Source organism: Streptomyces sp. NPDC051582 (assembly GCF_040681715.1).
In the GTDB taxonomy this organism is placed as follows: Bacteria; Actinomycetota; Actinomycetes; order Streptomycetales; family Streptomycetaceae; genus Streptomyces.
Window position 1 is genome coordinate 143388 of record NZ_JBFAZJ010000005.1, and the last position, 18970, is coordinate 162357.

The 18970-nt window shown below is 72.7% G+C and carries 14 protein-coding genes and 1 pseudogene; 10 read left to right on the top strand and 5 right to left on the bottom strand.

The window, feature by feature from the left end; all coding sequences use genetic code 11:
• Positions 1-2 precede the first annotated feature (2 nt).
• Positions 3-914 (bottom strand): 5-dehydro-2-deoxygluconokinase, encoded by a 912-nt coding sequence (gene iolC, locus AB0M92_RS09640; protein WP_366101655.1) that lies wholly within the window; start codon positions 912-914, stop codon positions 3-5.
• A gap of 80 nt (positions 915-994) precedes the next feature.
• Here iolC and AB0M92_RS09645 point away from each other — a divergent pair, with 80 nt between their 5' ends.
• The 3 genes from AB0M92_RS09645 to AB0M92_RS09655 all read left to right on the top strand — a co-directional run bounded on the left by AB0M92_RS09645 (position 995) and on the right by AB0M92_RS09655 (position 3370).
• Positions 995-1909: a sugar phosphate isomerase/epimerase gene (locus tag AB0M92_RS09645; RefSeq protein ID WP_366101536.1), complete on the top strand. Its 915-nt coding sequence runs from the start codon at positions 995-997 to the stop codon at positions 1907-1909.
• Between the two features lie 20 nt (positions 1910-1929).
• Positions 1930-2940: a Gfo/Idh/MocA family oxidoreductase gene (locus AB0M92_RS09650; protein WP_366101537.1), complete on the top strand. Its 1011-nt coding sequence runs from the start codon at positions 1930-1932 to the stop codon at positions 2938-2940.
• Positions 2941-3169: 229 nt separating this feature from the next.
• Complete coding sequence (locus AB0M92_RS09655) at positions 3170-3370, top strand: MerR family transcriptional regulator (protein WP_030297784.1); 201 nt, start codon at positions 3170-3172, stop codon at positions 3368-3370.
• Positions 3371-3494: 124 nt separating this feature from the next.
• On the opposite strand, the gene AB0M92_RS09660 is transcribed toward AB0M92_RS09655, so the two are convergent.
• A complete protein-coding gene (locus AB0M92_RS09660) occupies positions 3495-5789 on the bottom strand; it encodes an MMPL family transporter (protein WP_366101538.1) in 2295 nt (764 codons plus the stop codon).
• Between the two features lie 131 nt (positions 5790-5920).
• On the opposite strand from AB0M92_RS09660, the gene AB0M92_RS09665 reads away from it, so the two are divergent.
• The 3 genes from AB0M92_RS09665 to AB0M92_RS09675 all read left to right on the top strand — a co-directional run bounded on the left by AB0M92_RS09665 (position 5921) and on the right by AB0M92_RS09675 (position 9467).
• Positions 5921-6691, top strand: a complete 771-nt coding sequence (locus tag AB0M92_RS09665) for a TetR/AcrR family transcriptional regulator (protein WP_366101539.1) — start codon at positions 5921-5923, stop codon at positions 6689-6691.
• Positions 6692-6859: 168 nt separating this feature from the next.
• Positions 6860-7096 (top strand): heavy-metal-associated domain-containing protein, encoded by a 237-nt coding sequence (locus AB0M92_RS09670; RefSeq protein WP_366101656.1) that lies wholly within the window; start codon positions 6860-6862, stop codon positions 7094-7096.
• A 91-nt stretch (positions 7097-7187) separates the two neighbouring features.
• Positions 7188-9467, top strand: a complete 2280-nt coding sequence (locus tag AB0M92_RS09675; protein ID WP_366101540.1) for a heavy metal translocating P-type ATPase — start codon at positions 7188-7190, stop codon at positions 9465-9467.
• A 380-nt stretch (positions 9468-9847) separates the two neighbouring features.
• Here the strand turns inward: AB0M92_RS09675 and AB0M92_RS09680 are convergent, their stop codons facing one another.
• Positions 9848-11137: a citrate synthase gene (locus tag AB0M92_RS09680; RefSeq protein ID WP_366101541.1), complete on the bottom strand. Its 1290-nt coding sequence runs from the start codon at positions 11135-11137 to the stop codon at positions 9848-9850.
• A gap of 182 nt (positions 11138-11319) precedes the next feature.
• The gene (locus AB0M92_RS09685) at positions 11320-13566 is read right to left on the bottom strand and encodes an ATP-dependent RecD-like DNA helicase (protein WP_366101543.1); all 2247 of its coding nucleotides are present in this window, start codon (positions 13564-13566) and stop codon (positions 11320-11322) included.
• A gap of 286 nt (positions 13567-13852) precedes the next feature.
• On the opposite strand from AB0M92_RS09685, the gene AB0M92_RS09690 reads away from it, so the two are divergent.
• Positions 13853-14395 (top strand): DUF937 domain-containing protein, encoded by a 543-nt coding sequence (locus AB0M92_RS09690; RefSeq protein WP_366101544.1) that lies wholly within the window; start codon positions 13853-13855, stop codon positions 14393-14395.
• 58 nt (positions 14396-14453) lie between these two features.
• A pseudogene (locus AB0M92_RS09695) lies at positions 14454-14945 on the top strand (GNAT family N-acetyltransferase); the annotation flags it as partial.
• Here AB0M92_RS09695 and AB0M92_RS09700 read toward each other — a convergent pair.
• Complete coding sequence (locus AB0M92_RS09700) at positions 14896-15861, bottom strand: EamA family transporter (protein WP_366101545.1); 966 nt, start codon at positions 15859-15861, stop codon at positions 14896-14898. The pseudogene AB0M92_RS09695 and the gene AB0M92_RS09700 overlap by 50 nt on opposite strands.
• 111 nt (positions 15862-15972) lie before the next feature.
• Here AB0M92_RS09700 and AB0M92_RS09705 point away from each other — a divergent pair, with 111 nt between their 5' ends.
• Together AB0M92_RS09705 and AB0M92_RS09710 are read left to right on the top strand one after the other, a co-directional pair.
• Entirely contained in the window at positions 15973-16929 is a 957-nt protein-coding gene (locus tag AB0M92_RS09705; RefSeq protein WP_366101547.1) for a LysR substrate-binding domain-containing protein, read from the top strand.
• A gap of 10 nt (positions 16930-16939) precedes the next feature.
• A complete protein-coding gene (locus AB0M92_RS09710) occupies positions 16940-18901 on the top strand; it encodes a glycoside hydrolase family 3 N-terminal domain-containing protein (RefSeq protein ID WP_366101548.1) in 1962 nt (653 codons plus the stop codon).
• Positions 18902-18970 lie beyond the last annotated feature (69 nt).

An 18970-nucleotide genomic window follows, 5' to 3' on the forward strand; every position in this document is an offset into this window, starting at 1 on the left:
CGTCACGACTCCAGCACCTCCTCCACTTCCTTCACGTACGGCATCGCCGCCGAGCACGCCAGCCTCGAAGCCACGATCGCCCCGGCCGCGTTGGCGAAGCGGAGCACCCGCTCCAGCTCCCACCCGGCCAGCAGCCCGTGGCACAGGGCGCCTCCGAACGCGTCCCCTGCCCCCAGCCCGTTCACCACCTCCACCGGCACCGGGGCGGCCTCCGCCACGGTCCCGTCCCGGCGCACCGCCAGCACCCCTTCCGGCCCCCGTTTCACCACCGCCAGCTCCACCCCGGCCGCGAGCAGCGCCCGCGCCGCGGCCCGCGGTTCGCTCTCGCCGGTCGCGATCGCGCACTCCTGGACGTTGCCGACCGCCACCGTGGCGAGACCCAGCGCCCGCGCGTACGCCTCGCCCGGGTCCCCCTCCCACAGCATCGGCCTCCAGTCGAGGTCGAAGACCGTGATCCCGGACTTCGAGCGCGCCTCCAGCGCGGCGAGGGTGGCGGACCGGCTCGGCTCCGCGCTCAGGCCCGTCCCCGTCATCCAGAACACCCGCGCGGCCCGTACGGCCGCCAGGTCCAGCTCACCCGGCTCGATCTCCAGGTCGGGAGCCTTGGGCAGCCGGTAGAAGTACAGCGGGAAGTCATCGGGCGGGAAGACCTCGCAGAACGTCAGCGGGGTCGGGTACCGCGCCACCTCCCCCACCCACCGGTCGTCCACCCCGAATCCGCGCAGCTCAGCGCGGAGATAGGCGCCGAAGGGGTCCGCTCCGGTCCGGGTGATCACCGCCACCCGGCGGCCCAGCCGGGCCGCCGCGACGGCCACGTTGGTGGGCGAGCCGCCCAGGAACTTCCCGAACGTGTCCGCCTCCGCCAGCGGTACACCCGTTTTCAGCGGGTAGAGATCCACCCCGATCCGCCCCATGGTGATCAGGTCGAACGTGACATCGTCCGCGGTCGTCACAGGCAGTCCTCCCACTCGTCTCGCCCCCTAAGGTGGCCGTCATGACGTCCTCCCCGCCCGCGTTGACCCGTATCCGCATCGGCTCGGCTCCGGACTCCTGGGGTGTCTGGTTCCCCGACGATCCGCTCCAGACCCCGTGGGAGCGGTTCCTCGACGAGGTCGCCGACTCCGGGTACGAGTGGATCGAACTCGGCCCGTACGGCTACCTCCCCACCGACCCCGCCCGCCTCACCGACGAGACCGCCGAACGGGGTCTGCGCGTCAGCGCCGGCACCGTCTTCACCGGACTCCATCACGGGCCCGCCGTCTGGGATGACACCTGGGAGCACGTGTCGCGGATCGCGGCGCTCACCCAGGCCATGGGCGCGGGCCACCTCGTCGTCATCCCGTCCTTCTGGCGCGACGACAAGACGGGAAAGGTACTGGAGGACCGCACCCTCAGCCCCGGGCAATGGCGCGAACTGACCACGCAGACCGAGCGCCTGGGCCGCGAGGTGCGGGAGCGGTACGGGCTGCGGATCGTCGTCCACCCGCACGCCGACACCCACATCGACACCCCGCAGAACGTGGCCCGCTTCCTGGACGCCACCGACCCGGACCTGGTCTCCCTGTGCCTGGACACCGGGCACTACGCCTACTGCGGCGGCGACAGCGTCCAGGCCATCGAGACCTTCGCCGAGCGGATCGGCTACCTGCACCTCAAGCAGGTCGACCCTCGGATCCTCGCCGAAGTCCTGGCGGAGCAGCTGCCCTTCGGGCCGGCCGTTGCCCGCGGGGTGATGTGCGAGCCGCCGTCGGGGGTGCCCGCGCTGGAGCCCGTCCTCGCGGCCGCCCAGCGGCTCGGCGTGGACCTCTTCGCCATCGTGGAGCAGGACATGTACCCGTGCCCGCCCGACCGGCCGCTGCCGATCGCCCGCCGCACCCGCGCCTACCTGCGCTCCTGCGGCGCCCGCTGACTCCCCGGAGGGAACACGAGATGAGCACGCTGGGCATCGCCGTCATCGGGACGGGGAAGATGGGCGCCGACCATGTCCGCCGGATCGGGCGGACGGTGGGCGGGGCCCGGGTGGTGGCCGTGGCCGACCCGGACGGCGACCGGGTCAAGGCGGTCGCGGCGGGTCTGGACGGGGCGAGCGCGCACACGGATCCGGCGGCGGCGATAGCGGCGCCCGGAGTGCAGGCCGTACTGATCGCCTCCCCCGGGCCCGCCCACGAGGAGGCCATCCTGCACGCCTTGGCACGGGAGTTGCCGGTGCTGTGCGAGAAGCCGCTGACCCCCGATCCGGCGGGGGCGCTGCGGGTGATGGAGGCGGAACGGCGGCTGGGCCGGCGCCTGGTGCAGGTGGGGTTCATGCGGCGGTTCGACGCCGAGTACGAGCGGCTGAAGGAGCTGCTGGACGCGGGCGGGATCGGCCGGCCGCTGTTCCTGCACTGCCGGCACCGCAACGCCTCCTCGCCCTCCTTCTTCACCAGCGACATGCTGATCACCGACTCCGTCGTGCACGAGGTCGACGCGGCGCGCTGGCTGCTGGGGCAGGAGATCACGGCGGTCTCCGTGCTCTCCCCCGCGCCCAGCTCGGCGGCCCCCGAGGGGCTGCGCGATCCCCGGCTGGTGCTGCTGGAGACCGCGGGCGGGGCGATCGTCGACGTGGAGATCTTCGTCAACTGCGGCTTCGGCTACGAGGTCCGCTGCGAGGCGGTCGGCGAGGCGGGCAGTGCCCAGATCGGTGAGGGGCAGGCGATGCTCGTCCGGTCCGCGGGCCGCAGCTACGGCGAGATCCCGCAGGACTTCACCGTGCGCTTCGCCGACGCGTACGACCGCCAGCTGCGGCGCTGGGTGGCCGCTGCCGCGCAGGGCCGGGTGGCCGGGCCCGATGCCTGGGACGGCTACGCGGCGGCCGCCGTCTCCGCGGCGGGGCTCGCCGCCGCGCACAGCGGCGTACGGACCCCGGTGGAGCTGGTCGAACGCCCCGCCCTCTACCGCTGAACCCCCCTCCCACTCCTCCCCGTTGTGCCGCATGTGTCACAGGCGTCGCCCTTGTGTCACACATATCCCCATTACGCGGGTATTTCGTCACAGCCGGTCGACAAGGCCTCCCCTGCCTTCACCCTCTGTCGTTCTCCGGGCACAACCCGAGTGATCGTCACTGTCCACGCGTCGGCTCCCCCGACGGCCTCCCGGCCGGCCCCGCCTCGTGGACAAGGAGGTGTCGTGGATGAGCGACCGACAGCTGTGGTCGTACAAGGAGATCGCCGCCCATATCCGGGTCCAGCCGGACACGGTGCGCTCGTACCGCAAGCACGGGCTGCTCCCCGCCCCCGACCACGTGGAAGGCGGCAAGCCCTACTGGTACGCCGACACGATCCGCACCTGGGTGGCCCGCCGCCCCGGCAACCGGGGCCGCCGCGAGGACTGACCCCGGTGGTGGCCCCGGCGCCGGACACGGCCGCCGGGGCCACCGCTGGGGAGCCCGGCTCGGGAGGGACCGTCCGCGGCGGCCCCGCCCGCCCGGGCGGACGCCGCCGCTTCGCGGACACCCCCTAGCGGCTGCCCGCCGGTATGCGGTCCGGCTCCGGTGCCGCCCCCGACGCCTTCCCTGCCGCCTGCGGCGCCGCCGCCGGCGCGGACTTCCCCTCGCTCAGTCCGAACCGCTCGTGCAGTCGCCTCAGCGGGCCCGGCGCCCACCAGGTGGCCCTCCCCGTCAGCTTCATGACCGCCGGCACCAGCAGGCTCCGTACGACCAGCGCGTCCATCAGCACGGCCAGCGCGATCCCGAGTCCCAGCATCTTGGTGTTGGTCACCCGGGAGCTGCCGATGGCCACCATCACCACCGCCAGGATCACGGCCGCCGCGGTGATCAGCCCGCCGGTGCGGACCAGTCCGGTGCGCACCGCCCCCTCGTGGTCCCCGGTCCGCTCGTACTCCTCCTTGATGCGGGATATGAGGAAGACCCCGTAGTCCATCGAGAGTCCGAAGGCGATGCAGAACATCAGCACGGGCAAGGTGGTCTCGATGTCCCCGGTGGAGGTGAAGGAGAGCGGCCCGGACAGGTGGCCGTCCTGGAAGACCCAGACCACCGCCCCGAACATCGCCGTCAGACTCAGCGCGTTGAGCAGGACCGCCTGGACGGGTATCAGCACGCTTCCGGTGAGCAGGAAGACCAGCAACAGCGTGGCCAGGACCACCAGGGCCAGCGCGGCCGGGAGTTTCTCCGCTATCGCCTTCCGGGCGTCGACGAGGACCGCCGCCTGCCCGGTCACCGCGGTGTCGAAGGGCGCGTCGACCTTGCGGACCACGCCGACGAGGTCCTGGGCCTGCTGCCCCACCGGCTCGCCGCCGGTGACCACCGAGAAGTACGCGTACCCCGGCCTGGATCCGGAGCTCACCGGCCCCTCCACCCGCACTCCGGGCAGGGCGGCCAGCCGGTCCCGGTAGGCGGTGAGGTCGGCGGGGCCGGCCGCACCCTCGGCCAGGACGGTCAGCCCGGCGCCGGGGCTGCCGGGGAAACCGTCGCGGATCTGCTGCTGGACCAGGTGGGAGGGGGCGGTCTCCGGCAGCTGGCGGTCATCGACGGTGCCGAACTTCACCCCGAGGAAGGGCAGTCCGAGGAGCAGCAGCCCGGCCGTGGTGGCGATGGCGAACACCGGCGCCCGGCGCATCACCAGCGCGGTCGTCCGCGCCCAGCCCCGCCCCGCCCCGGCGCCGGCGCCGGCCGCGGCGGCCGCGCCCGGCTCCCCGGCCCCCGCCCCGGACCGTCTGCGCCGCCACAGCCGGCGCAGGTCCAGGGAGTTGACCCGCTCTCCGAGGAGTACCAGCGCCGCCGGCAGCAGGACGAGGGCGGCGGCCGCGGCGAGCAGGACCACCGCGACCCCGGCGTAGGCGAAGGAGCGCAGGAAGTACATCGGGAAGAACAGCATCGCCGAGAGCGAGACGGCCACGGTCAGCGCCGAGAACAGCACCGTGCGCCCGGCGGTGCGCAAGGTGGCGCCGACGGCCGCCGCCGGATCCCGCCCGGCGGCGAGCTCCTCGCGGAACCGCCGCACGATGAACAGGGCGTAGTCGATGGCGAGCCCGAGGCCGAGCGCGGTGGTGAGGTTCTGGGCGAAGACGGAGACTTCGGTGAACTCGGTCAGACCGCGCAGCACGGCATTGGTGCCGAGGATGGCGACGATGCCGACACCCAGCGGCAGCAGCGCCGCCACGGCGCTGCCGAAGACCAGGACGAGCAGGACGAGGGTCACCGGCAGGGCGATCACCTCGGCGCGCAGCAGGTCTTCCTGGATGGTGGTGGTCACCTCGCGCTGGACGGTGACGGGCCCCCCGAGGGAGACGCCGACCGGCCCGTGCTCACCCCGGTAGCGCGGGGCGATCTTCTCCAGCACCGCGGCGCGGGTCTTCTCGTCGCCGAGCACGCGGGCGGCGATCAGTGCCTGCCGGCCGTCCTCGGAGCGCAGCGCGGGCAGGTGCGTGCGCCAGTAGGAGCCGACCCCGGCCACCCCCTGCTCGGAGGCGAGTCGCTCCGTCAGCCGCTCGGCTTCGGCGGCGACGGCCGGATCGTCCACCCCGGCGACGCCGGGCCGGGCGTCCACCAGCAGGAGCAGGTTCGGCTGGGATCCGGGGAACTCGCGCTCCAGCACCGCGGCGGCGTAGGTGGACCGGGCGTCCGGGTCCTCCCAGCCGCCGCTGCCCATCCGCTCGGCGACGCCGCCGCCCGCGAGGACGGCCAGGGCCGTGACCACGAGGGCGAGCAGCAGCGAAAGCCGCGGCCGGGCCGTGACGATCCGGGTCCACCGGCCGCTCTCCCCTGACGACGGCGGTTTTTTGACTTCGGACATGACTCGGTGTCCCCTTCACCGTGATTGCCAGACGACTTAAGCTGGCAAACACGAGCAGTCGCTCGCGTTTTCCAAGAATGCGAGCGACCTCTCGCGTTTGTCAATCACCCACGGGAAGCAAGGGACGGGACATGCCCGAGAGGCCCCAGGCCGAAGACGCCGCCAAGGCCCCAGAGGCCACCAAAACCACCGCGGCCAAGAAGACGGCCGGGAAGGCCGCCGAGCGCGGCGCCACCGGAACCCGCGCCGAGCGCGCCACCGGAACCCCCGCCGAGGGCAGCCCCGACAAGACGTCCGCCCCGCGCCGCCAGGCCCGCGGCGAGCGCCGGATCGCCCAGCTCCTGGAGGCCGCCGCCAGCGTGTTCTGCCGTACCGGCTACGCCGCGGCCAGCACCAACGCCATCGCCCGCGAGGCGGAGGTCTCACCGGGCACGCTCTACCAGTTCTTTCCCAACAAGGAGGCCATCGCCGTCCACCTGGGCGACGAGCTGCTCCGGCGCGCCCGCGACATGCACGGCCAGGCCTTCCTCCCCGAGAACCTGGACAAGCCCCTGCCCGAACTGCTCGACGCGGTCCTGGACCCGGTCATCGCCTTCAACTGCGAGAACCCGGCCTTCTGGGCCCTCATGCACGGCTCCGGCATCCCCGGCATCACCCAGGAGCACGAGGAGCTGCACAACGGCCTGCTGGAGCGGATCCAGGGCATCCTGCGCGCCTTCTGCCCGGACGGCCCGCCCGAGGAGCTGGCCCGCGTCTCGGGCATGATCCTGGGCATCTTCAAGGCGGCGCTCGACCTGATCCTGGCGAGCGAGGGCGCCGAGCGCGCGGCGTACACCGCCGAGCTGAAGATCGTGCTGCTGCGCTACCTGGAGCCGATGCTCGCCGCCACCCACCCCCACTGACCCACCCCCACCGACCCGACCCCGGCTCCCGCACCGGACACCGCTCCCTACGCTCGCATTGATACCCCCTAGGGGTATACTCTCCGAGTGTCGGGAGGACGGTGGGGTGACAGCATCCGCGCCACCGCCGCCCCGGCGACCGGATACGCCCTTGAAGAGGAGAACGACATGAGCGCCGAGACGGACACCCAGACCACCGCCGTCTACCGGGTGACCGGCATGACCTGCGGCCACTGCGAGGGCGCGGTGACCACCGAACTCTCCGCCCTGCCCGGCGTCAGCTCGGTCAAGGCCGTCGCCGCGACCGGCGAGGTCACCGTGGTCTCCGCCGCCCCGCTCGCCGAGGACGCCGTGGGCGCCGCCGTGGACGAGGCCGGGTACGAGTTCGCCGGCCAGGCCGGCTGAGCGCCCCCTCCTCCTCCGCAGTACCCCGCCGGGTCGTGCCGGCCAGCTCATACTGGTTCCGTACGACCCGGCCCTCCCCCTGGAGCCGGACATGAGCAGCAGCACAGTGCACGACGGACCCATAGCGGCGGCCGGAGCCGCCGAGGTCGAGCTGACCATCGGCGGGATGACCTGCGCCTCCTGCGCCGCCCGCATCGAGAAGAAGCTGAACCGGATGGACGGGGTCACCGCCACGGTGAACTACGCCACCGAGAAGGCCCGCGTCTCGTACGGGGACGGCGTCGGGGTCGCCGACCTGATCGCGACCGTCGTCAAGACCGGGTACACCGCCGCGGAGCCCCCGCCACCGGAGCCGGAGCCGGAGCCGGAGGCCGCGCACCCCGGCGCCGGGGACGCGCCCGACCCCGAACTGGCCGCCCTGCGCCAGCGGCTGCTGGTCTCCGCCACCCTCGCCCTGCCCGTCGTCCTGCTCTCGATGGTCCCGGCCCTGCAGTTCGACAACTGGCAGTGGCTCTCGCTGACCCTGGCCGCCCCCGTGGCCGTCTGGGGCGCCCTCCCCTTCCACAGGGCCGCCTGGACCAACGCCCGGCACGGCGCGGCCACCATGGACACCCTGGTCTCGGTCGGCACGCTCGCCGCCTTCGTCTGGTCGCTGTGGGCCCTGTTCTTCGGCCACGCCGGGATGCCGGGGATGCGGCACGGATTCGACCTGACCATCTCCCGTACGGACGGCTCCTCCTCGATCTACCTGGAAGTCGCCGCCGGAGTCGTCAGCTTCATCCTGCTCGGCCGCTACCTGGAGGCCCGCTCCAAGCGGAAGGCGGGCGCGGCCCTCAAGGCCCTGCTGGAACTGGGAGCGAAGGACGTCGCCGTCCTGCGCGGCGGGGCCGAGGTGCGGATCCCGGTGGCACGGCTCGCGGTCGGCGACCGGTTCGTCGTCCGGCCCGGCGAGAAGATCGCCACCGACGGCACGGTCGTCGACGGCTCCTCCGCCGTGGACGCCTCGATGCTGACCGGCGAGTCCGTCCCGGTCGACGTCGCCGTGGGCGACTCCGTCACCGGCGCCACCGTGAACACCTCGGGCCGCCTCGTCGTCGAGGCCACCCGGATCGGCGCCGACACGCAGCTCGCCCGGATGGCCCGGATGGTCGAGGACGCGCAGAACGGCAAGGCCGAGGTGCAGCGCCTCGCCGACCGGATCTCCGGGGTCTTCGTCCCGGTCGTCCTGGTGCTGGCGCTCGGCACCTGGGTCACCTGGCTGCTGATCACCGACAACCCCACCGCCGCCTTCACCGCCGCCGTGGCCGTCCTGATCATCGCCTGCCCCTGCGCCCTGGGCCTGGCCACGCCGACCGCGCTGATGGTCGGCACCGGGCGGGGCGCCCAGCTCGGCATCCTGATCAAGGGCCCCGAGGTGCTGGAGTCCACCCGCCGCGTGGACACGGTCGTGCTCGACAAGACCGGTACGGTCACCACCGGCCGGATGACCCTGTCCGCCGCGCACACCGCCGAGGGCGTGGACGAAAAGGAACTGCTGCGCCTCGCGGGCGCGCTGGAGCACGCTTCCGAGCACCCGATCGCCCGGGCCATCGCCACCGGAGCCGTCGAGAGGGCGGGCACCCTGCCGGTCCCGGAGTCCTTCGAGTCCCTCGCCGGCCTCGGCGTCCAGGGCGTGGTCGACGGGCACGCCGTCCTGGTCGGCCGCGAGCGGCTGCTGGCCGACCGGTCGATCCCCCTGCCCGCCGCCCTCGCGGAGGCCAGGGCGGCCGCGGAGGCCGCCGGCGGCACGGCCGTCCTGGTGGCCTGGGACGGCGAGGCCCGCGGCGTGCTGACCGTTGCCGACGCCGTCAAGGAGACCAGCGCCGAGGCGGTGTCGCGGCTGCGGGCACTGGGCCTGACCCCGGTGCTGCTGACCGGGGACAACAGGGCGGTCGCCGAGACGGTGGCCCGCGCGGTCGGCATCGACGAGGTGATCGCCGAGGTTCTCCCGCAGGACAAGGTCGACGTCGTACGCCGGCTCCAGGCGCAGGGCCGCACCGTCGCCATGGTGGGCGACGGGGTCAACGACGCGGCCGCGCTGGCCCAGGCGGACCTGGGCCTGGCGATGGGCACCGGCACCGACGCCGCGATCGAGGCGGGCGACCTGACGCTCGTACGGGGGGACCTGCGGGTGGCGGCGGACGCGATCCGGCTCTCCCGCCGGACCCTGGCGACCATCAAGGGCAACCTGTTCTGGGCCTTCGGCTACAACGTGGCGGCCCTGCCGCTCGCGGCCGCCGGCCTGCTCAACCCGATGATTGCGGGGGCCGCGATGGCGTTCTCCTCCGTTTTCGTGGTGAGCAACAGCCTCCGGTTGCGAACCTTCCGCTAAAGGATCTTCTCCTCACACTGCGCACAGTTTCTTCACGGGAGACGCAGATCACAGTGATTGCAACGTAACCATCCGGCACCGCAGTGGGTCTAATGGGGCGATGCCGAGAACGTCTTGGGGGACGTTCACGGGGGTCTTGGGGGACGTCCGGGCATCAGCCGGCCGGGACGCGTGCTCAACGGGGTGCTTTGAGCGGCCCTCCCGACCCGTACGGGTCCCGGCAGACACCCCACCGGAGCGCGCCTCGCGCGCTCCTCGCCGACGCCCCGGCTCGGGTCCCGTGGGGGGAATCCGTTCCGGGGAAAGGAAAGCGCCCCGACCGTCGACCCGTGGGGGGATCGACGGCGGGGCGCTTTTCGCAAGCCTTGAAGTGCCTCGGGTCAGCGGGCCTCGACCGGGACGAAGTCGCGCAGGACCTCACCGGTGTAGATCTGGCGCGGGCGGCCGATGCGGGAACCCGGCTCCTTGATCATCTCGTGCCACTGGGCGATCCAGCCGGGAAGGCGGCCGAGCGCGAAGAGCACGGTGAACATCTCGGTCGGGAAGCCCATGGCCCGGTAGATCAGGCCGGTGTAGAAGTCCACGTTCGGGTAGAGGTTGCGCGAGACGAAGTACTCGTCGGCCAGCGCGTGCTCTTCCAGCTTGAGCGCGATGTCGAGCAGCTCGTCGCTCTTGCCGAGCGACGAGAGGACGTCGTGCGCCGCCGCCTTGATGATCTTCGCCCGGGGGTCGAAGCTCTTGTAGACACGGTGTCCGAAGCCCATCAGGCGGACGCCGTCTTCCTTGTTCTTCACCTTGCGGATGAAGGCGTCGACGTCGCCGCCGTCGTTCTTGATGCCTTCCAGCATCTCAAGGACGGACTGGTTGGCGCCGCCGTGCAGCGGACCCCACAGGGCCGAGATGCCGGCGGAGATCGAGGCGAACATGTTCGCCTGCGAGGAGCCGACCAGGCGCACGGTGGAGGTCGAGCAGTTCTGCTCGTGGTCCGCGTGCAGGATGAGCAGCTTGTCGAGCGCCGAGACGACGACCGGGTCCAGGTCGTACTCCTGGGCCGGCACGGAGAACGTCATGCGCAGGAAGTTCTCGACGTAGCCGAGGTCGTTGCGCGGGTAGACGACCGGGTGGCCGACCGACTTCTTGTACGCGTAAGCCGCGATCGTCGGGAGCTTGGCCAGCAGGCGGATCGTCGAGAGGTTCCGCTGCTTCTCGTCGAACGGGTTGTGGCTGTCCTGGTAGAACGTCGACAGCGCGCTGACCACGGAGGACAGCATCGCCATCGGGTGCGCGTCACGCGGGAAGCCGTCGTAGAAGCGCTTCACGTCCTCGTGCAGCAGCGTGTGCTGGGTGATCTCGTTGCGGAAAGACGCGAGCTGGTCGACGGTCGGCAGCTCACCGTTGATCAGCAGGTACGCGACCTCGATGAAGGTCGAACGCTCGGCCAGCTGCTCGATCGGGTAACCGCGGTAGCGCAGGATGCCCTGCTCACCGTCGAGGTAGGTGATCGCGGACTTGTAGGCGGCGGTGTTGCCGTAGCCGCTGTCCAAGGTGACGAGCCCGGTCTGGGCCCTCAGCTTCGAGATGTCGAAGCCCTGGTCACCGACGGTGCTTTCGACCACCGGGTAGGTGTATTCACCGTCCGCGTACCGGAGTACTACAGAGTTGTCGCTCACGTCATCCCTCACCGACGTAGTGCCTCTTCTTCGAGGTGCCCTGACTGCCTCTACCTTCCCCCATTTGGCGCAGGAGAGTGCACTCGGGGTCGGCCTTTGGTCTTTTTGACGGCACTGAGTGCCTTCAACCAGCTCATCCTGCCCCCTCCGCACCGGTGCGTGAACCCCAAATGATCGATCATCTAGGTGATGTTTCCCACCGGTATCCGGCCGGACAGCCTGGGCGCGACCGCCGTGAACCTCCTACCTGCGGAAACGGTACGCACAGCCTGGCCGAGCGCTTTGCGGGACCCGACCAGCACGACCAATTTCTTCGCCCTGGTCACCGCCGTGTAGAGCAAGTTGCGCTGGAGCATCATCCAGGCCCCGGTGGTGACGGGGATCACCACGGCCGGATATTCACTCCCCTGGGAACGGTGGATGGTGACGGCGTACGCGTGCGCCAGCTCGTCCAGCTCCGCGAACTCGTACCCCACCTCCTCGTCCTCCTCCGTCCGCACCGTCAGCCGCTGCTCGTCCACGTCGAGGGCGGTCACCACGCCGACCGTGCCGTTGAAGACGCCGTTGGCGCCCTTCTCGTAGTTGTTCCGGATCTGGGTGACCTTGTCGCCAACGCGGAAGACCCTGCCGCCGAACCGCTTCTCCGCCAGGTCCGGCCGGGCCGGCGTGATGGCCTGCTGGAGCAGCCCGTTGAGGTTCCCCGCGCCGGCCGGGCCGCGGTGCATGGGCGCCAGCACCTGGATGTCGCGGCGCGGATCGAGGCCGAACCTGGCCGGAATCCGGCGGGCGGCCACATCCACGGCGAGCCGCCCCGCCTCCTCGGTGTCCTCCTCCGCGAACAGGAAGAAGTCCGGCAGCCCGTCGGTGATCGGCGGCAAGCCGGTGTTGATGCGGTGGGCGTTGGTGACCACGCCCGACTGCTGGGCCTGCCGGAAGATCCGGGTCAGCCGGACCGCCGGTACGGGACCGCCCTCGGCCAGCAGGTCCCGCAGCACCTCGCCGGCGCCGACCGAGGGGAGCTGGTCCACGTCCCCGACCAGCAGCAGGTGCGCACCCGGCGCCACCGCCTTGACCAGCTTGTTCGCCAGCAGCAGGTCCAGCATCGAGGCCTCGTCCACGACGACCAGGTCCGCGTCCAGCGGGCGCTCCCGGTCGTACGCCGCGTCCCCGCCCGGCTTGAGCTCCAGCAGCCGGTGCACGGTGGAGGCTTCGGCCCCGGTGAGCTCCGCGAGCCTCTTCGCGGCCCGTCCGGTGGGCGCGGCGAGCACGACCTTGGCCTTCTTGGCCCGGGCCAGCTCCACGATCGAGCGCACGGTGAAGGACTTCCCGCAGCCCGGCCCGCCGGTCAGGACGGCCACCCGGCGGGTCAGCGCCAGGGTGACGGCGTCCCGCTGCTCGGGGGCGAGCTTGGCTCCGGTGCGGCCGGCCAGCCAGCCGAAGGCCTTGTCCCAGTCCACGTCCTGGAAGCCCGGCATCCGGTCGTCCTCGGCGTTCAGGAGCCGCCGCACCTGCCCGACCAGCGACAACTCGGCCCGGTGGAAGGGCACCAGGTACACGGCGGTCAGCGGGTCCGGCCCGCCCTGCGGATCGGGCACGGATTCCCGTACGACGCCCTCCGGATCGGCGGCCAGCTCGGCCAGGCATTCGATGACCAGTCCCGTGTCCACCTGGAGCAGCTTGACCCCGTCGGCGATGAGCCGCTCCTCGGGCAGGAAGCAGTGCCCCTGGTCGGTGGACTGGGACAGGGCGTACTGGAGCCCGGCCTTGACCCGCTCGGGGCTGTCGTGCGGGATGCCGACGGCCTGGGCGATCCGGTCGGCGGTCAGGAAGCCGATGCCCCACACGTCGGCGGCGAGGCGGTACGGCTGGTTCTTGACCACCGAGATGGAGGCGTCGGCGTATTTCTTGTAGATGCGGACGGCGATGGAGGTGGAGACGCCGACGCCCTGGAGGAAGACCATGACCTCCTTGATCGCCTTCTGCTCCTCCCAGGCGGCGCCGATCAGCCTGGTGCGCTTGGGGCCGAGCCCGGGCACCTCGATCAGCCGCTTCGGCGCCTCCTCGATCACGTCGAGGGTGTCGGTGCCGAAGTGCTCCACGATCCGATCGGCGATCTTCGGGCCGATGCCCTTGATCAGGCCGGAGCCGAGATAGCGGCGTATGCCCTGGATGGTCGCGGGGAGCACGGTGCGGTAGTTCTCCACCGTGAACTGCTTGCCGTACTGGGGGTGGGATCCCCAGCGGCCCTCCATCCGCAGAGATTCGCCCGGCTGGGCCCCGAGCAGGGAGCCGACGACCGTGAGCAGATCCCCACTGCCACGGCCGGTGTCGACGCGGGCGACCGTGTACCCGCTCTCCTCGTTGGCGTAGGTGATGCGTTCGAGCACCCCCTCGACCACCGCCAGTTGCACCGCCCCGTTGGTTGCCATGGCACGAAACTACCGCCCGGCGCCGACAGCCCGTCAGGCCTGTGGACAACCGGGGGAACCCAGAAGGGGATCCGGCCTCGCGGCCGGACCCCCTCACGGTTACCCCTCCCGTGTCGGACTTCCCGATCCCCCCAGATCCCTCCCCGGAAGTCCCGACGCACCATACGACCCGCTGCCCCGCTCCGGGGTTGCACGCGGAATCGGAACTTTACGTTTCTATTACCTCGGTGGGCTCCGGCACCCCTTCGAAGTGCCGCCGAATCACCGCAGAAGTAGCGTTTCAGGCATGAGCGAATCTTCATTCCAGGACGACGTGCTCGGCGAGCTGGGCCCGGACCGGCTGACCGAGATCGCCGGTCTCCTCGGCACCGACGCGGCGGGCGCCCGCGAGACCGTCGCGACGACGGTCGGCGCCATGACCGGCGACCTCCGGCAGAAGGCCGGCGCCGATGACGACGACGGGAACGAGGTGCGCCAGGCCTTCGCCGAGGTGTCCGAACCCCCGTTGCAGGGCGTGGCCACGCTCGGCGGCGGGCTGCTCGGCGGGGGCCTGATGGCCGGGGTGCTCGCGAAGGTCAGCAAGCCGGTGGCCGCGGCGGTGTCCAAGAAGACCGGCATCCCGGCGGCCACCGTCTCCCGCGTCATCGAGATGCTGATCCCGGTGGTGCTGGCGGTCTTCGCCAAGCGCGCGGCGGCCGGCAAGGGCGCGGCTGCCGGAGCCCCGGGCCCGACCCCGGGAGGCGCTCCCGGCGCCGCCCCGGCCGAGGGCGGCGGCCTCGGTGACCTCGGTGACCTGCTCGGCCAGATCCTGGGCGGCGGCAAAAAGTAGCCCGCTACGCTGGGGCTCCATGGAGCCTCCTGCTGACAACTCCGCCGCATCGGCAAGGCTGCGGGACCCCGAGCCCGGGGAGCTGGGCTGGATCGTGCAGCGGCACGGCGCGCTCTACGCCGCCGAGTACGGATGGAACACCGACTTCGAGGGCTTGGTGGCCCGGATCGTCGCGGACTTCGCCCAGGACCACGACCCGTATCTGGAGCGGGTCTGGATCGCCGAGCTGGACGGGCGCCCGGTCGGCTCGGTGATGTGCGTCCGCGAGGACGGCTCGCCCGGCACCGCGCGGCTGCGGCTGCTGCTCGTCGAACCGGAGGGCCGGGGCCACGGCATCGGATCCCTCTTGGTCGACGCCGTCGTCGCGTTCGCCCGTTCCGTCGGCTACCGCGAGCTGGTGCTCTGGACCAACGACGTGCTGACCTCGGCCCGCTCCCTGTACGAGCGGGCCGGGTTCACCCTGGTCGCCGAGCGTCCGCACCGCTCGTACGGCGTCACGCTCACGGGGCAGGACTGGCGGCTGCCGCTGCAGGAGGGCTCCCCGCACTGACCGCCGCCGCAGCGACGTCCGCAGCGGCGCCGCCCTCCGCCGCCTCCGTACGGGTGCCCGCGCGGGCGGGGGCCAGCGAGGTCATGCCCACCCCGCCGACCAGCAGCAGCGCCGCCACCCAGCGCAGCCCCGAGACCTCCTCGCCCAGCACCAGCGCGGCCGAGGACATCCCGAACACCGGCACCAGCAGCGAGAACGGCGCGACCGACGAGGCCGGGTAGCGCTTCAGCAGGTGGTTCCAGGCTCCGAATCCGAACACGGTGGACACCCAGGCGACGTAGGCGATGACCGCGACCCCGGACCAGTCCAGGCCGCGCAGCGCGGCCAGGTCCCGCTCGGGCCCCTCCAGCAGCAGCGAGAGCGCGAACAGCGGCAGCACCGGGACGGTGCACACCCAGACCATGAAGTTCAGGGCGTCGGGCGGGGACGCCTTGCGGGTCAGCACGTTGGACACGCCCCAGCAGGCGGCGGCCGCGACGACCAGGGTGAAGCCGAGGACCGGCCCGGACGTGCCCCCGTCCACGGCGGCGACGGCGATCCCGGCGAGGGCCACGGCCATGCCGGCGATGCGGACCCGTCCGGGCCGCTCGCGCAGGACGAGGGAGGCGAGGACGGCGGTGAAGACGGACTGCACCTGGAGCACGAGCGAGGACAGCCCGGCCGGCATCCCGGCGGCCATGCCGGTGAACAGGAGGCCGAACTTGGCGATGCCGAGGGCCACTCCGACCGCGATGATCCACTTCCAGGCGGCCTTGGGCCTCCCGACGAAGAACACGGCGGGCAGCGCGGCGACGAGGAAGCGCAGGGCGGACAGGAGCAGCGGCGGGAAGTGACCGAGGCCGATCTCGATGACGACGAAGTTGAAGCCCCAGACGGCGGCGACGAGGACGGCGAGTGCGGTGTGAACGGGACGCATGCTCCGAGCATCGACGCGGCGACCATGTAGCACCAGCGCGGATGTCTTCCGGGATGGATGAAGCATCGCTTACGGGTGCCTCGCGGTCCGGCGGTGCCTACGATGGGCCGCATGCTCGACCTCTCCAGGCTGCGCGCCCTGCACGCCGTTTCCGTCCACGGCTCGGTCGCGGGCGCGGCGGCCGCCCTCGGCTACACCCCCTCCGCCGTGTCCCAGCAGATCGCCAAGCTGGAGCGGGAGACCCGGACCACGCTGCTGGAGCGGCGCGGGCGCGGGGTCGCGCTCACCGAGGAGGCCCGGCATCTCGCCGAGACCGCCCAGGAGTTGCTGGCGATCGTGGAGCGCGCCGAGACCACCCTGGAGGAGCGGCGCGGGCAGCCGAGCGGACTGCTGACGGTGGCCGCCTTCGCCTCGGCGGCGCGCGGTCTCATGCCGGGGGCGCTCGCCGATCTCGCGCGCCGGCATCCCGCTCTGGACGTACGCCTGACCGAGGTCGACCCCCACCTGTCGGTGGACCTGGTGGCCCGGGGGGTCACCGATCTGGCGGTGGCCCACGACTGGGACATCGCCCCGCTGCCGGCCCCGGAGGGCGTCGAGCAGGCGGTCATCGGCGACGACCGCTGCGACCTGGTGGTCCCCGAGGACCACCCCTTCACGCGGCGGGCGGTCATCCGCCGGGCGGACCTCGGCGGCGAGCGCTGGGTGTGCCAGCCGCCCGGCCGGGTCTGCCACGACTGGCTGATGCGGACGCTGCGCGCCGCCGGTTTCGAGCCCGACATCGCGCACGTGGCCGAGGAGAACCACACCATCGTCGCGCTGGTCGCGGCCGGGCTCGGGGTGGCGGTCGTACCCCGGCTCGGCACCGGGGCGCTGCCGCCGGGCGCGGTGGCCGTACCGCTGGAGCCGGGCCCCGTACGCAGGTTGTACGCGGTGTGGCGGACGGGGGCGGCCCGCCGGCCGGCGATCACCGAGGCCGTACGGACCCTGCAGGAGCACTGGGCGTACGCGGCCCCCCTTCCGGGGGACCTCCCGAGTGTCCGCGGCGGCCTCGACGCGGCCCGGCAGTAGGGTCCGGCCCGTGTCGTACCACGCCTCCCGCAGGTCCCTGCTCACCGCGGCAGCCCTGGCCGCCGTCACGGCCGCCGGGGTGGCCTCGTACGCCGCGGTCGGCGATCCGGGCGGCGAGGGCGGCGGGCCGCGCCCCGACAGCGGGCCCTCCGACGACGGACGTCCCGGGGACCGGCCGCCCGGCCGGGCGCCCGACCGGGCGGCGCTGCTCCGCCTGGTGGCCGGGATGAGCCTGGCGGAGAAGGTCGGGCAGCTCTTCGTGTCGCGCGCGTACGGCCATTCGGCGACCGATCCGGATCCGCAGGACGCCGAGCAGAACCGGAAGCTGTTCGGGGTGCGCACGGCCGCGGAGGTGGTCTCCCGCTACCACCTCGGCGGGATCATCTACTTCTCCTGGGCCCACAACACCCGCGACCCGCAGCAGATCGCAGAGCTGTCGGCCGCCCTCCAGCGGGCGGCGGCCGGAGCCGGTTCCGGCATCCCGCTGCTGCTCTCCACCGATCAGGAGCACGGCGCCGTGGCGCGCATCGGCAAGCCGGCGACGCTGCTGCCGGGGGCGATGGCCCTGGGGGCGCGGCACGGCGCGGGCGCGGCCGCGGCGGGCGGTACGGCCGCGGCGGGCGGTACGGGTACCAGTGCGGGCGGCACCGATACCGGCTCGGGCTCCGACGCCGACTCCGGCTCCGACTCCGCGGCCACCGCCGAGGCCCGGCGCGCCGCGCGCATCGCGGGGGCCGAACTGGCCGCGATGGGCATCCGGCAGGACTACGCCCCGGTGGCCGACGTGAACGTCAACCCGGCCAACCCGGTGATCGGGGTACGGTCCTTCGGCTCCGACCCGCAGGCGGTGGCGGCGCTGGTCGCCGCCCAGGTCCGCGGCTACCAGGGGGCCGGAGTGGCCGCCACCGCCAAGCACTTCCCCGGGCACGGGGACACCGAGACCGACAGCCACGTCGGGCTGCCGGTGATGCGGCACAGCCGGGCCCGGTGGGAGGAGCTGGACGAGCCGCCGTTCCGGGCGGCCGTGGAGGCGGGCGTGGACGCCGTGATGACGGCGCACATCGTCTTCCCCGCGCTCGACCCCTCGGGGGACCCGGCCACCCTCTCCCGGCCGATCGTGACCGGCATCCTGCGCGAACGTCTGGGTTTCCGGGGGGTGGTGGTCACCGACGCCCTCGACATGGCCGGGGTACGCCAGAAGTACGGGGACGACCGGGTCCCGGTCCTGGCCCTGAAGGCGGGCTGCGACCAGTTGCTCAACCCCCCGGACCTGGGCCTGGCGCACCGCAGCGTGCTCGCTGCCGTCGAGGCGGGCGAGCTGACGCAGGCCCGGATCGAGGAGTCGGTGCTGCGGATCCTGGAACTGAAGGCCCGCCGGGGCCTGTTCGACGCGGCGCACACGGCCGCCGGGCGGATGGACTCCCTGGTGGGGATCCCGGCGCACCTGGCGGCAGCGGACGAGATCGCGGCGGGCACGACGACCCTGCTGGCCAATCCCGTCAAGCTGCTGCCGCTCGACCCCGCGGCCGCGCCCCGGGTGCTGGTCACCGGGACCGACCCCGCCTCCCCCAGCGGTACGACGGGGCCCCCTACGGCGGTACTGGCCCGGGAGCTGGCGGCCCTGGGCTGCCGGGCGACGGCCGCGCCGCCCGCCCGGGCGGTGGCCGCGGCTCCCGGCAACGCGGCCGTGCTGGTGTGCACCTACAACGTTCCCGAGGGGGACGATCCGCAGCGCACGCTGGTCACGGAACTGCTGGCCACCGGGGTGCCGGTGGTCGTGGTGGCGATCCGCAACCCGTACGACCCGGCGCGGCTGCCCGCCTGCGCGGCCGAGCTGGCGACGTACACCTGGACGGACGTGGAGATGCGGGCCGCGGCCCGGGTGGTCACCGGGGCGGTACGGCCCACGGGCCGCCTCCCGGTCCCGGTGCCGGGCCGCTACCCGCTGGGCCACGGGCTGTCGTACGACTGAGTACGACCGGGTACGCCCGGTTCCGGCCGTACCACCTCTCCCGTGGCCCCTCGGATCCTGCCGGGGGAG